The following is a 13096-nucleotide window of genomic DNA, read 5'->3' as shown; positions in this document are numbered from 1 at the left end:
CACAAGATATTCCGACTGCCTGAAACTTCCTCCGATTGTCGCGTCATGTTCGAACGCATGCTGGGTCGTGCGATTGGCCGTTTCACGGACATTGGCAGCGGCACGAATTTCCCAAGAGAGACTTGAAACAACTCATGCTGAAATTGCTTTTCAAAAATTCCGCGAATATTTTAGGCGTGCTCAAGTTTGAAAACATCAAGAGGCATAATTCAATCGGATTTTCAGTAGACAAGCGCGAATTCAAACCTTAGAATTTATCTAATCACCAAAAAAACGCATCAAGTTTTTATCAGGAAATTTTGAGGCAGGAGGAAAATGCCTCATAAAAAATACCTTTGGCAATATATTCGATGATATGCGGGTAACGCTTAGTGTACACAGACGATTATAGAAACATACAGGAAGATTCAAGCCAGTCTAGATAGCAATCGCCCGGTTGAATATGTGTACACACTTAAAGATAAGCTTGGTACCCGCTTTCGCGTTGGATCAGAGAGTGCGATGGCGTGGCTTGCGCATGGTTATCTAAGAAAAAAGGACGCTGCAAGGGCATATGCCATTGCGCAAGCATGGGCACTTGTGGGAAGCGCGGAAAATCGTGACCGTGTCGGATATCTACACTCTCAGCTTACGACAACTGAATTGTACGCCGCGAAATCATTGCTCAACCGCTGTGGCATCCAGAGCGATAGTGGCTCTTCGATAATGCTTTCACCATTTGGCCAAGTCAATTTTCACTAAAAATCCCCGACGCGGCATTTATTGATCTCACGGATTTATGACGCGCGCATTCTCAAGACATGACTTCAGGAGTAATTATGAAAGAATCTATTTGGCCAAAAATTCTTGTCTGGCTGTCGCTGTGTGGATATTGCTCTTCGAGTTGCGCAGCAATGGAAATTTCATCGCGCCTGGAAAACTTTATTGCAAAAACCGATGCTGTTTCAACAAGTGGCAAACCGACTGAGGAAAAAGCATCATTAATTAACGCGGAATATATGAAAAATTTCGCAACCGACGCGGCGGCCATACCAGATAACGAGTTAGCCGCGTTTTTCGAAGCAACCCAATACGTGATGTTTTATACACTGGATAGATCCAAATTATCTCTATTTGAAATGATATTTGCCAGACTGATTAACATACACGAAGCAACGTCAGAACAATCTGGTAAATTATTGCAGATGTACTATGCTCTTCGCGAATTTGAAAAAGCCAATTCTTTTATTGAGCGGTACGGTCGGCATCCTTTACAAGCTCGCCCGATTATCATAAAGGACCTGACGAGCCCTTCCTCGACGCGAACGATTTGGAATTTTCATCCGAAACGCACTTTAACGCGACTTGATATGGGCTTACAAAAGGGGCGACATCTCGTTATTATTGGCTCGCCGTATTGTCCATTCGCGACCAGAGCTTTTTCGGAAATCGAGAGCAGTCCCATGCTCGCGCCGCTACTACCTGGGAGAGTTACGGTCATGGCAATGCCTGATTTTAACTTCGATTACGATAGTTATACCAGGTGGAACCAATCGCATCCCTCTCTTCCTTTTACATTAACGCATCGCCGGGAAGAATGGCCCGAAGTTTCCCATTGGGTATCGCCTCTTTTTTTGTTTTTCCGAGATGGTAAGCTGGAGTCGAAATTTTCAGGATGGGACAAGGATGGGAATTTGGGTAAAATATATGAAGGATTTGGAATCGCTGCCTCTTCCGATTTCGGAAAGCGCTGAATAATTTGATGATGCACGTTTCCGCACCATAAAAACGAAGGCGTAGGTATCCGATTCGCTGCACGCGATCATCGTTAAGTGTTTAGTTTGGTGTCTTGACAGTGAAGTATGGATTCGACGGCATCGACCTCAACCTGAATGGCGGCGTCTCCCAGGGCACGGCAATCCCAGACCTATTTGCCGATCACCGTCAAGAACCTGAAGGCCAAGACCTGGTCGATCAACTGGGACAGGTACGACGGCTATAACTTCTCGGCGCCGGTCAAGGCAACGCTGAAAACGCTGCCGTAAGCACAGTCCTGAAGGGGCGCGCCACGGCCCCTTCAGGTTGCATCACTTCGCCAGCGGCGGCGGCTGCTGGACCACCACGTCGCGCTCCTCGATCAGCTTGCGCTTGAGATTGGCCCTGACCTTCTCGTAGCTCGCCGTTGCGACCGGGCGCGTCTCTTCGATGTCGATCACATGCCAGCGGCCATTTTTCGCGCGCACCGGCTGCTGCAGCAATCCCGGCTCGCCCTGTGCCTCGATGGCCTCGGCAATATCCTTTTCCATCTCCCCCACGCGCATCCAGCCGAGCTGGCCCGCACGCTTGATCACTTCCGGCAGTTTGGTACGCTTGCGGATGTAGTCGACGAACTTGGCGCCGCCTTTCAGCTCGCCGATGACCCGGCTCGCTTCCGTTTCGGTGGCAAAATCGATCTGCGCCAGCTTGTAATCTTTCGGTCCCAGCTTCGGATCGGTCTGCAGCTTGTACAGCGCGCGCACCTTCTCCTCGCTTGCGCCGGCGCTGTCGAAGGCCAGCGGCACCAGCACCGCGCCAGGCACCGCCACGCCGTCCAGGGTTGCGCGCCCGAAGCGGCATTGCGCAACCATCTCGAGCGCCTGCTGGTCGGCCAGCGGCTCGCCGCTCGACAATTCAATCTTCGGCGCGGACGGCGCGCCATCGGCGCCCACCAGCACGCGCACCGTCATGTTCGGCGCCAGGCCGTCCAGCTCGGGGAACTGGATCAGTTTGTTCCGGCGCGAGCAAAACTCGACCGCCAGGCGCGCCGGCGTGTACGCACCCGTTTCGGCGGGCAGCTTCCAGGGCACGCTGAGCACCCACGGCGTGCCGTCGGGACTGGTGGCCGGGACCGTGCAACTGGTCGCCAGCGCCACCGAGGCGCTGTCGAGCAGCGCGTAGCCGCTCTCGCCGACCACGCCCGCCACGCGCACCTTCTTGCCCGGCACCAGCTGGACCCGGCTCACGCCCTCCATGCGGTAGCGCAGAGCTTCGTCCGGGTAGACTTGCGCCGCGCAGGCCGACAGGGCCAGGTCGGCCGCCGCTGCGGTGGACAAGGGCACGGCCAGCGCCAGCAGCATGGCGGCGGTTCCGGATAGCACGGGGAGTGTGCGGGCGCAAGCGCTCAGCGTTCGATACATGGCAGACCTCGGTGTGGGTAAAGGCGGAAATTTCCGGCTTGAAACTCTAGCTGAAAACCACGCCAACCCTCAAGATATTTTTATGACAACGCCGGGAACCGTGCAAAACAACCACACAGCAGCCTGTCGGACTTGGGGAGTCGAAGCGAAAAAATAGCTGGGCGAGGCCAGATTTTGACGATTTCGCTAAGCCGTAGCGCGGACCAGCAGCGCGACCGCCACCAGCGCCGACACCAGCGCGAAGCCCTGTTGCAGGCGCGCAGCGGGCAGGCGCGCCGCCACCAGCCGCCCGGCGCCCATGCCGGCCAGCGCGCCGAATGCAAACGGCACGGCGACGGCCCATTGCAGATGCCCGGTGGCGGCGCTGGCGGCCACGCCCGCCATCGACACCAGCGCGATCACCGCCAGCGAGGTCGCCAGCACCGACTGGGTGCCCAGGTCGGTGAAGCGCTGCAGCGCCGGCACCATGACAAAACCGCCGCCCACGCCCAGCAAGCCGGACAAGCCGCCCGCCACCAGCCCACTCCAGCACAGCGCCCGTGCGCACGGCGCCGTCCAATTGAGCTTGCCGCGCGCGGTGTCGAGCCGGCACGGCGGCGGCTTGCCGCGTTCGGGCGGCGCGTCGCCGGTGCAGCGCGAGCGCCGCCAAGCGCGCAGCGCCACGTACAGCAGCACGATGGCGAAGACGGCCGTCAACGGCCGGTTCGGCATGCGCTGCGCCAGCCACAAGCCGAGCGGCGAACACACCACCCCGGCCGCGGCCACCAGCAGCGCCGCCTTGTAGCGCACGGTGCCGCTGCGCAGGCCCATGCCCGCACCCAGGCTGGCCGCCAGGCCCACCGCCAGCAAACCGATCGGCCCCGCTTCGGCCATCGACAAGCCCGCGCCGAACACCAGCAACGGCACGGCCAGGATGCCGCCGCCGGCGCCGGTCAGCGCCAGCACGATGCCGACCGCAAAGCCGAGCAGCGCGACGAGCGTCATGGGGCGCGCCTCACGCGTCCACCACCGTCGGCCTGGCCAGCCATTCGCGCCCCTTGAGCATGGCGTGCCAGTACAGCGGCGGCAGGATGCGCTCCTTGAGCAGCCACGCCAGCCGCGATGGCCGCGTGCCGTCGATCAGCCAGGATGGAAAACTCGGCGCCAGCTTGCCGCCGTACTTGAACTCGGCCAGGACGATCCTGCCGCGTTCCACCGTCAGCGGACAGGCCCCGTAGCCGTCGTAACGGGCCACGCCGGCCCGCTTGCCGAGCGCCGCCAGCACATTGTGCGCGACCACCGGCGCCTGCTTGCGCGCCGCCGCCGCCGTCTTGGCGTTGCCGGCATTAATGGCGTCACCGAGCGCGTGGATGTTCTCCCACCGCTTGTGACGCAGGGTGGCCGGGTCGACATCGATCCAGCCGGCGCCATCGGCCAGCGGGCTGACCCGCACGAAGTCCGGCGCCACCTGGGGCGGCACCACGTGCAGTAGGTCGAACGCGCGCGTGATGGTCTCCTTGCCGCCGTCGGCATTGAGGCGCGCAAACGTGGCGCGCCGCGCCGGGCCGTCGACTGCAATCAGGGTGTGGCCCAGTTGCAGGACGATGCCGTAGCCGTTCACATAGTCCATCAGCGCCGGCACGTACTCGGGCACGCCGAACAGGACCGGCGCGGCGCTGCAAAAGTCGACCCGCACCTGGCCGGCCACGCCGCTGCGCTTCCAGTGATCGGCCGACAGGTACATCGCCTTTTGCGGCGCGCCCGCGCATTTGATCGGCGCCGGCGGCTGGGTAAAGATGGCCTGGCCCGCGCGCAGGCTGCGCACCAGTTGCCAGGTGTAGGGCGCCAGGTGGCCCAGGTAGTTCGAGGTGACGCCGTTGCTGCCCAGCGTTTCGCGCAGGCCGTCAATGGCTTCCCAGTCGAGCTTGAGCCCCGGGCACACGATCAGTTGCCCGTAGCCCAGCATCCGATAGCCATCGAGAATGACGGCGTTTCGCTCCGGCTCAAACGCCGCCACCGCCGCCCTGATCCACTTCACCCCGCGCGGAATGACCGACGCCATGGTGCGCGCCGTCTGCGCCGCGTCGAACACGCCCGCGCCGACCAGGGTCCAGCCGGGCTGGTAATGATGCACCTCGGCCGGGTCGACGATGGCGATGTCGAGGCCCGGCGCGCGCGCCAGCAGGCTGGCCGCCGTCGCGATCCCGGCGGCGCCGCCGCCGATGATGAGCACCTCGTGCCGGTCCATGACCCCTGCCGCGCTCACAGCGCGTCGATCGGAATTTTCAGGTAGCGCTGCCCGTTCGATTCCGGTTCCGGGAAGCGTCCCGCGCGCATATTCACCTGCACCGACGGCAGGATCAGCGCCGGCATCGCCAGGGTGGCGTCGCGCCGGGTGCGCATGGCCACGAATTCGTCTTCCCTGACGCCGCCGCCGACGTGGACGTTGTGAGCGCGTTCCTCGGCCACCGTGCTGACAAAGCGCACCTCGCGCCCGCCGGGCTGGTAGTCGTGGCACATGTAGAGCAAGGTATCGTCGGGCAAGGCGAGCACCTTGCCGATCGAGCGGTACAGGGTGAGCGCGTCGCCGCCAGGAAAATCGCAGCGCGCGGTGCCGTAGTCGGGCATGAACAGGGTGTCGCCGACGAACGCGGCCAGGCGAGCACCGTGGCCGACCACGTAGCTCAGGCACGCCGGCGTGTGGCCGGGCGTATGCATGACGCTGCACTCCAGGCTACCGATGCGGAACGTCTCGCCGTCGGCGAACAGGTGGTCGAACTGGCTGCCGTCGCGCGCCATGCCGGCCCCGGTATTGAGCAAGGCGCCGAAGACTTCCTGTACGGCGGCGATGTGGCGGCCGATGGCGGTTTTGCCGCCCAGGCGCTGTTGCAGGTATTGGGCGGCGGTCAGGTGATCGGCATGGACGTGGGTTTCCAGGATCCACGCGACCTTGGCGCCAAGTTCGCCCACGCGCGCAATGAGCCGGTCGGCCGAGGTGGTGGCCGTGCGGCCCGATTTCTGGTCGAAGTCGAGCACGCTGTCGATCAGGGCGCAGCAGTGCGTCACCGGATCGAGCACCAGGTAACTGACAGTGCTGGTGGCGGCGTCGAAAAAACCTTCGACCTGGAATGCGGCTGTGCTCATGCGTGGGGGCTCTCCTGTGGATACCTTGCAGGACAATGCAAAACGCATGCCAGAGCGCCAACGTGCATAAAACTTGATCGATCTCCTTGATTTGTTAAGGAATTTACATGTCGCAGCGCGCGCGGCCGACTGCCAGGAGACTGCCACATGGCAGTGCCGCTTGACAGTCATGGCAGTGCTGCGCCACCATGCGTGCCTGACCAGGAGCTTCCCCATGCCCGACGACCCGGCGAAACCAGCCTCGATTGCCCCCCACTCCGCGCAGGTGCAGTCGCTTGTATCGTTCCTCGAACACGAGGCGCAGCCGATGATCGTGCTCGACCCCGACTACAACATCCTGGCCGCCAACGGCGCTTACCGGCGCCAGTTCGGCGCCACCGGCAAGCCGTTCATCGGCCAGAAGTGCTACCGCGTCTCGCATCACTACGAGCTGCCGTGCGACCAGGCGGGCGAGCATTGCCCGATGAAGAAGGCGCGCGAACTGCGCGGGCCGGACCGCGTACTGCACATCCACCACACGCCGCGCGGGCCGGAACACGTGGATGTGGAGCTGCGCCCGATCTTCGACGAACACGGCGCCATTACCGCCTACGTCGAGCGACTCTCGACGGTGCGCAGCGCGTCGGCGCAGCCCAGCGGCGACGGGCTGGTCGGCCGTTCGCCCGCCTTCAACCAGGCGCTGGCCGCGCTGCAGCGGGTGGCGCCGTCGATGCTGCCGGTGCTGCTGCTGGGAGAATCGGGAACCGGCAAGGAGCTGTTTGCGCGCGCCGTGCACGCCACCAGCGCGCGCGCGGGCGGCCCGCTGGTCGTGGTCGACTGCTCGGGCCTGAGCGAGACCCTGTTCGAAAGTGAATTGTTCGGCCATGAAAAAGGCGCGTTCACCGGCGCGGCGCTGCGCAAGCCGGGACTGGTCGAGACGGCGCAGGACGGCACCATCTTCCTCGATGAAATCGGCGACGTGCCGCTGGCGATGCAGGTCAAGCTGCTGCGCCTGATCGAAACGGGGACCTACCGCCGCGTGGGCGGAGTGGAAACCCTGCACGCCAATTTTCGCCTGGTGGCGGCCACCCACAAACGGCTCGACGAAATGGTCGCGCGCGGCCAGTTCCGCCAGGACCTGTATTACCGCATCAACGCCTTCCCGATCGAACTGCCGCCGCTGCGCGAGCGCGCCGACGATATCGCCCTGCTGGCCAATTCCTTCCTCGCGCGCCCAAGCGCCATGCGCACCGTCAGCATCGATGCGGCAGCGCTGGCGCAGTTGGAGCGGCGCGCATGGCCGGGCAATATCCGCGAACTGCGCAACGTGCTCGAACGCGCCAGCCTGTTCGCCGACGATGGCGTGATCCGCGTCGCCCACCTGCCGCCGGCGCCAATGCAGTCCGTACCGGCGCCGAAGGCCGGCGCCGGTACGGCGGCCGATGCGCTGGCCGATGCGCTGACCGGATTTGCCGGCACCCGCAGCGAGCTGGCCGCTTACCTGGGCATCAGCGAGCGCACCTTGTACCGGCGCCTCAAGCGGCAGGGCTAGGCCTGAGCGTTGAGGCGGCCAATCGACGCTCGCCCTAGGCGACTTCCGCCAGCACGTCCATCAGCCTGGCGGTATCGACCGGTTTGACCATGTGCTGGTCGAAACCGGCGGCTTGGCTGCGCTGGCGGTCGCTCTCCTGCCCGTAGCCGGTAATGGCCACCAGCAGCGCACCACGCGTGTGCGGATGGCTGCGCAGGCGCGCCGCCAGGGCGTTGCCGTCCATTTCGGGCAGGCCGATATCGAGCAGGCAGACGTCGAAGCGGGCCGTTTCGATGCGCGCCAGCGCGTCTCTGGCCGAATGCTCGACCGTCATGCGGTGCCCCGACGCTTCGAGCAGCATGGCCAGCATGGCGGCGGCGTCGACGTTATCGTCCACCACCAGAATATCGAGCGTGCGCGCTTGTCCGGCCACGCGCCCGGGAGCGTGCGCCGCCAGTGGGGTCTGGCGGCCGTCGCACAGGCGCGGCAGCGAGACGCTGAAGGTACTGCCGGCGCCGGTCCCGCCGCTGACACAGGACACCGTGCCCCCATGCATCTCGACCAGGCTTTTGACCAGCGCCAGCCCCAGACCCAGGCCGCCGGCGGTGCGGTCGGACGTATGCTCGGCCTGGCTGAACAGATCGAATACGCGGCATGCCAGCTGGTGCTCCATGCCGATGCCGTTGTCGGCCACACTGAGCGTCACGCGCTCGTCATCGAGTGCGATGCGCAGGTCGATCTTGCCGCCGTCCGGGGTGTACTTGGCGGCGTTGTTGAGCAGGTTGCCGACGATTTGCACAAGCCGCTTGGCGTCGCCCAGCACGGTGCTGGCCTCCGGCGGCACATGGATGCACAGTTTGTGCCCGCGGCCGAGGATCAGCGGCCCGCTTTGCTCGACGGCGTCGGCGACGATGTCGCGCAGGTCGAGCGGCGCAGTATCGAGCTTGACCACGCCGCCGGTCACGCGCGACACGTCCAGCAGGTCGTTGACCAGATGCGTCATGTGGCTGACCTGGCGGCTGATGATTTCGCTGGTCCTGCGCACCCGCGCCTCGTCGAACTTGCCTAGTTTGAGCAGTTCGGCGGCGGCGCCGATCGGCGCCAGGGGATTACGCAGCTCGTGCGCCAGCATGGCCAGGAATTCGTCTTTGCGGCGGTCGGCGTCGCGCAGCTTGTCTTCGGCCAGCTTGCGCGCGGTGATATCGGCGATGGTGCCCACCAGTTGCGTGCGCGGCTGTCCTGCGCAATCGTGGGGCCGGCCATACAGCTCGACCCAGCGCACCGCCCCGTCCTTGTCCAGCACCCTGCCCTGGAACTGGAAGCGCAGGTCGCCCGCCACGCTGGCGGCGACTGCCTGCGCAAACCGCGCAACATCGTCGGGATGCAAAAAATCGGCGGCAAAGCGCGTCGCGTTGACCGGCGGCTCGCCGTGTCCGACGCCCAGGATGTCGTAGGTGCGCTCGTTATCCCAGGTGACCTTGTCGGAAACCGGGTCCCAGGTCCACAAGCCCAGTTCGGCCGCGTCGGTGGCCAGTTGCAGGCGTTCGACGCTTTGCCGCAGTTCGTCGTCGGCCTGGCGCGCGCCGGTGACATCGCGCGACATGGCCAGGATGCGCCCGGGCTGGCCATCGGCGCCGAGGATCGGGGCGACAATCACTTCCCACCATTTCGGCGTCCCTTTGGCCGTCTGGCAGAAGGCGCCAAAACGGCCGGTGCCGCCGCTGCGGGCGGCGTCGAGCGCCGTCAATACCGTGGCCACCGTCTCTGGTGGCCACAAGCTGGCCCAGGCCAGGCCGACCAGCGGCGCGAAATCGTCGATTTCCATCGCGCACTGGCCGTTCTTGTTCATCGACAGCATGCGACCGTCCACGTCGAGCACTTTGACGCAATCCGGGCTGCTGTCGTAAATGGCGGCGCCGATGTCCGGAACGGCGGGTGCAGGCGGGACAACACTGCTGGGAGGGAGGGAATCGGACATGGGAGGAATCAAATCTTTTCGGCGAGCACAAGCAAAGCGGCTATGCCGTGATTCTACCGACTTGGCACCGAGCTTCAGTACGGTAGCAAACATAACCGCCAGTATCGGCGCCGCCATGGCAAACCAGCGCCATGCGCTACTCCCGGCAAGTGGACCTGAATCTGCTGGAGCATGCAGGCACGCTTTAGCCGATGCTCACGATGCCGTTCTCTCCATACGGCGTCGCCAGTTCTATCGCTTCAAGGATATTGCCTAATCGAAACTCCCAATAGGCTCTTTCTTTATCTTCGAGAAACCCCAGCATGACGTGCGCCTCGCGCTTGAGGATGGCCAGTTCAGCCCCGCGCGCTTCGATCCACATCTCGGTAGCGAGCAGCGGAAACAGAACCAGTCCGGCGGCAATCGCCTTTTCGCCTGCGTAGAAGGAATACCGTGTGCTTTCAACGCCGCCAAGGGCCGAGCTCAGCGGCAAGTCGACCTGCTTGCCGTGGTCATCGATGTAATAGGCATCAATTCCAAGTGTCATGTGTTTTTCCGAAAGTGGGTGCCGATCACGTTCACGACGCCCGTTGAAAGATGACGGTCCGTTTCGGCTTCCAATCACCTTGCTTGGAATCTTCGTCGAGATGCGACGCCCGCCACGCGTCTTGCAGGAAGCCGGGGAGATGCTCAAGCACGCCCAGCAGGTCGGTGCGGTACAGGATGGGCTCGTCGATCCTGGCGTTGCCATCCGACGACGCAATGTGCAGGCTCGACACCGCTTCCCCTGTGCTGTCGAAGTAGGCGAGCGCCACGATACGGTCAATGGATACGTAACGGATGCGGCGCGCCTTGTGCAGCGGGCTATGGTAAATGAACCCGTCATCCCTCAGTTCCACCCCGTAGATCCAGAAATTTTGCGGCAGCAAATGAATGCCGCCAAGGACCATCAACAGGCTCAGGATGACGGTGGCGACCGTGATGCCCACGGCGCCGAAGCCCAGGTGCTGCGGCGTGCACAGAATGATAGGGATCAACAGCGCCGGCAACACTACCAGGCTCAGCGCCATGGTGCGCTCGCCCCGCCTCATGCGCAGCAGGGTGCGGCGCGACTCGGCATTCACGCAATTGGCCGGGTAGCCTTTCCATCTGCGCAAGTCGCCCGACCGCTCCGGCTGCCACGTCAAGGCGACAATGCTCAGCCGCACAGTCTCGCCGCCGGAGCCGCTCCAGGTGACGCATTCGCCCACCCGGCGTCCCAGCAATGCGCTGCCGGCTGGCGACAAGACCGATACATACAGGCTTTCAGCGTGGTTGTCCTTGGGCAGTGCAAGCGTGCGGGACATATCCTCGTCAGGGTCGGCCAGCACGAAATGCACACGCGAATTGAGTGTCACCACATCAGGCGGCACGTGACCGGGCTCGACCACCTCGGCGCGCGCCAGCGCGGCCCGTAAAGCGCTGTGAAGGCTGGCCTGTTCGAGTGGCAAGGAGTCAAGCAGATAGTCGAGGCGCTCCTTGTCTGCCGATGTCACGATGAGTGTTGCTGTCACGTCAGCCCCCCCCCCGGATACCATTGCGTCCACCCTGCCGATGCGGCGACCGGCGCCGCGAGCAAAGCGGCGGGAAGTCGTCATCCGGCTGCGCTCAGCGGTGCAACTCGCCAGAGCGCTCGGGCTGGTACAAGACGTCCAGCACGGTGAGCTGGAAACTGGCGCCGTCGGGACGGTGCCAGTCGATGCTGTCGCCCACCGCCAGGCCGATCAGGGCATTGCCAACCGGCGAGAGGATGGAAATATGCCCGCCATCGGGCTGCATGTCTTTTGGGTAGGCCAGGGTCAGGCTGAACTCCTCGGCGGGCGCGTCGAGGGAAAAGCGCACGCGCGAATTCATGGTCACGACATCCGGCGGCATCTCGTCCGGCTCGACCAGTTCGGCGCGGGCAAGCTCGTCGAGCAGCATGTTTTTAACGTCGGACTGCGCGGCCGGCAGCGAGTCGAGCAGGGTTTCAAGGCGTTGCATGTCGACGGACGACACAATGATGTTCGGTCTCATGGTGGTACTCCACTGATATTGATAAACGGGGCAATGCGGATGGAGGGTGGCTCGGGAGGACGGGAAACGGGTTTGTTTCCGGATGGTCCTCACCGAGCTCGGGAGAGCCGGGCGAGATGGCGCGCGAGCGAGCGCGATCCGTCGCCACAAGGGGACGGACAAGCGTGCATCGGACGGGAGCGCAGTGGGTTCATTGGCGGGACGTGATCGGAATAGCCCGAGTATAGCGCTACTTGGGCAAGCGCGGCGATATCGGCGATAAATCCGGCCCGGCTGCCGGGCGCCATCCCGGCGCGTGGCGCAGGCGGCATGGCGCCCGTATAATCACGATGGGATGCCGCCTCGCGCACGAAGGCGCAACTCGTCGTTCTTTCCTTCAAATCCAAACAACGAAAGCACACATGAACGTTCCAGGACTCGGTGACACGACACTCGACGAAGGCACCGACTGGCTTTGCAGCGCGCCGATACAGGTGAAGATGCTCGATGACGCGATGTGCGAGATCGTCCTCGAAGGCTATGCAGAGGACCCGCACCAGGAAGATTTTCACGCCGCCATCGCCGCTTTTCTGTCGAAGGGTCCGGACGTGCTCAAGGCGGCGCAAGCGCATATCTTCCAGTACTACCGCGATGTGAGCGGCCGCCAGAGCGCGTCGGACGAGGGCTTCGTTGCCATCGACACGCCCGCCGACGTCTGGCGCCACATCCAGTTCGGCTACGAGCCGATGGTGGAACGCGGCGATCCCGACGAGCGCGATGTCTACATTTCGCTCACCTGCAACTGCGATTGGGAACGCGAACACGGACTGCAGATCGTCCTGCGCAATGGCGACACGGTCTGCAAGATCGGCCCTTTCGATGGCCATGTCACCAATGCCGATGCGTTCGACGATGACAGCCTGAAGCACGTTATCTATCGCAGCTTGAGCTGAGCGCGCAGGAGTCACCGATGATCATCGCCATGACCGCGTTTTCGCTACCCAAGCCCATCACCCGCGAGGAAGCGCGCACCATCTTCCTGAGCACCGCGCCGACCTACCAGGACGTGCCGGGACTGCTGCAAAAGCACTATGTGCTCTCGGAAGACGGGGGCACGGCGGGCGGCGTCTACGTTTGGGCATCGCGGGCGCAAGCCGAAGCGATGTACACGCCGGCCTGGCGCGCATTCGTGCGGGGCAAGTACGGCGCCGAGCCCTCTGTCACCTATTTCGACAGCCCGGTCATGGTCGACAATGTGGCGCAGAAGGTTTTCACTTACTAGCGGCGAGCCGCATGGCAAGCAGACCCGCAAGCTTG

The 13096-nt window shown here is 63.3% G+C and carries 11 protein-coding genes and 1 pseudogene; 4 read left to right on the top strand and 8 right to left on the bottom strand.

Annotation, left to right across the window (positions count from 1 at the left end; all coding sequences use genetic code 11):
* Nucleotides 1-818 precede the first annotated feature (818 nt).
* The gene (locus F0185_RS07940) at nucleotides 819-1733 is read left to right on the top strand and encodes a hypothetical protein (RefSeq protein WP_167223225.1); all 915 of its coding nucleotides are present in this window, start codon (nucleotides 819-821) and stop codon (nucleotides 1731-1733) included.
* Between the two features lie 333 nt (nucleotides 1734-2066).
* Here the strand turns inward: F0185_RS07940 and F0185_RS35425 are convergent, their stop codons facing one another.
* From F0185_RS35425 to F0185_RS07920, 4 genes and pseudogenes are all read right to left on the bottom strand, one after another.
* Nucleotides 2067-3116 carry an energy transducer TonB gene (locus tag F0185_RS35425; protein WP_167223223.1) on the bottom strand — a complete coding sequence of 350 codons (1050 nt, stop codon included), beginning with the start codon at nucleotides 3114-3116 and terminating at the stop codon, nucleotides 2067-2069.
* 225 nt (nucleotides 3117-3341) lie between these two features.
* Nucleotides 3342-4139: a sulfite exporter TauE/SafE family protein gene (locus tag F0185_RS07930; protein ID WP_167223221.1), complete on the bottom strand. Its 798-nt coding sequence runs from the start codon at nucleotides 4137-4139 to the stop codon at nucleotides 3342-3344.
* A gap of 10 nt (nucleotides 4140-4149) precedes the next feature.
* Nucleotides 4150-5445: pseudogene (locus F0185_RS07925) on the bottom strand (NAD(P)/FAD-dependent oxidoreductase); the annotation flags it as partial.
* Nucleotides 5397-6278 (bottom strand): MBL fold metallo-hydrolase, encoded by an 882-nt coding sequence (locus F0185_RS07920; RefSeq protein ID WP_167223217.1) that lies wholly within the window; start codon nucleotides 6276-6278, stop codon nucleotides 5397-5399. The pseudogene F0185_RS07925 and the gene F0185_RS07920, both read right to left, overlap by 49 nt.
* A gap of 214 nt (nucleotides 6279-6492) precedes the next feature.
* On the opposite strand from F0185_RS07920, the gene F0185_RS07915 reads away from it, so the two are divergent.
* On the top strand, nucleotides 6493-7809 hold the full coding sequence (locus tag F0185_RS07915) for a sigma-54 interaction domain-containing protein (protein WP_167223215.1): 1317 nt from the start codon (nucleotides 6493-6495) through the stop codon (nucleotides 7807-7809).
* Nucleotides 7810-7843: 34 nt separating this feature from the next.
* Here the strand turns inward: F0185_RS07915 and F0185_RS07910 are convergent, their stop codons facing one another.
* The 4 genes from F0185_RS07910 to rnk all read right to left on the bottom strand — a co-directional run bounded on the left by F0185_RS07910 (nucleotide 7844) and on the right by rnk (nucleotide 11800).
* The gene (locus F0185_RS07910) at nucleotides 7844-9766 is read right to left on the bottom strand and encodes a PAS domain-containing hybrid sensor histidine kinase/response regulator (RefSeq protein WP_167223213.1); all 1923 of its coding nucleotides are present in this window, start codon (nucleotides 9764-9766) and stop codon (nucleotides 7844-7846) included.
* Nucleotides 9767-9950: 184 nt separating this feature from the next.
* On the bottom strand, nucleotides 9951-10292 hold the full coding sequence (locus tag F0185_RS07905) for a hypothetical protein (RefSeq protein ID WP_167223211.1): 342 nt from the start codon (nucleotides 10290-10292) through the stop codon (nucleotides 9951-9953).
* A 31-nt stretch (nucleotides 10293-10323) separates the two neighbouring features.
* Entirely contained in the window at nucleotides 10324-11298 is a 975-nt protein-coding gene (locus tag F0185_RS07900) for a GreA/GreB family elongation factor (RefSeq protein ID WP_223164476.1), read from the bottom strand.
* Between the two features lie 94 nt (nucleotides 11299-11392).
* A complete protein-coding gene (gene rnk / locus F0185_RS07895) occupies nucleotides 11393-11800 on the bottom strand; it encodes a nucleoside diphosphate kinase regulator (protein WP_167223207.1) in 408 nt (135 codons plus the stop codon).
* A gap of 401 nt (nucleotides 11801-12201) precedes the next feature.
* Here rnk and F0185_RS07890 point away from each other — a divergent pair, with 401 nt between their 5' ends.
* Nucleotides 12202-12732: a DUF6985 domain-containing protein gene (locus F0185_RS07890; protein WP_167223205.1), complete on the top strand. Its 531-nt coding sequence runs from the start codon at nucleotides 12202-12204 to the stop codon at nucleotides 12730-12732.
* Between the two features lie 17 nt (nucleotides 12733-12749).
* Complete coding sequence (locus tag F0185_RS07885; RefSeq protein ID WP_167223203.1) at nucleotides 12750-13061, top strand: YdhR family protein; 312 nt, start codon at nucleotides 12750-12752, stop codon at nucleotides 13059-13061.
* Nucleotides 13062-13096: the final 35 nt, after the last annotated feature.

The organism is Massilia rubra (genome assembly GCF_011682065.1).
GTDB lineage: Bacteria > Pseudomonadota > Gammaproteobacteria > Burkholderiales > Burkholderiaceae_D > Telluria_A > Telluria_A rubra.
The sequence above is the reverse complement of the archived record's forward strand: the minus strand, read 5'-3'. Positions and strand labels throughout refer to the sequence as shown.

What these genes read in the sequence shown, in the direction of transcription:
- F0185_RS07930 (WP_167223221.1), bottom strand. Translation starts at nt 4,139, where the DNA reads ATGACGCTCGTCGCGCTGCTCGGCTTTGCGGTCGGCATCGTGCTGGCG.
- rnk (WP_167223207.1), bottom strand. Translation starts at nt 11,800, where the DNA reads ATGAGACCGAACATCATTGTGTCGTCCGTCGACATGCAACGCCTTGAA.
- F0185_RS07890 (WP_167223205.1), top strand. Translation starts at nt 12,202, where the DNA reads ATGAACGTTCCAGGACTCGGTGACACGACACTCGACGAAGGCACCGAC.
- F0185_RS07920 (WP_167223217.1), bottom strand. Translation starts at nt 6,278, where the DNA reads ATGAGCACAGCCGCATTCCAGGTCGAAGGTTTTTTCGACGCCGCCACC.
- F0185_RS07915 (WP_167223215.1), top strand. Translation starts at nt 6,493, where the DNA reads ATGCCCGACGACCCGGCGAAACCAGCCTCGATTGCCCCCCACTCCGCG.
- F0185_RS07910 (WP_167223213.1), bottom strand. Translation starts at nt 9,766, where the DNA reads ATGTCCGATTCCCTCCCTCCCAGCAGTGTTGTCCCGCCTGCACCCGCC.
- F0185_RS07885 (WP_167223203.1), top strand. Translation starts at nt 12,750, where the DNA reads ATGATCATCGCCATGACCGCGTTTTCGCTACCCAAGCCCATCACCCGC.
- F0185_RS07940 (WP_167223225.1), top strand. Translation starts at nt 819, where the DNA reads ATGAAAGAATCTATTTGGCCAAAAATTCTTGTCTGGCTGTCGCTGTGT.
- F0185_RS07905 (WP_167223211.1), bottom strand. Translation starts at nt 10,292, where the DNA reads ATGACACTTGGAATTGATGCCTATTACATCGATGACCACGGCAAGCAG.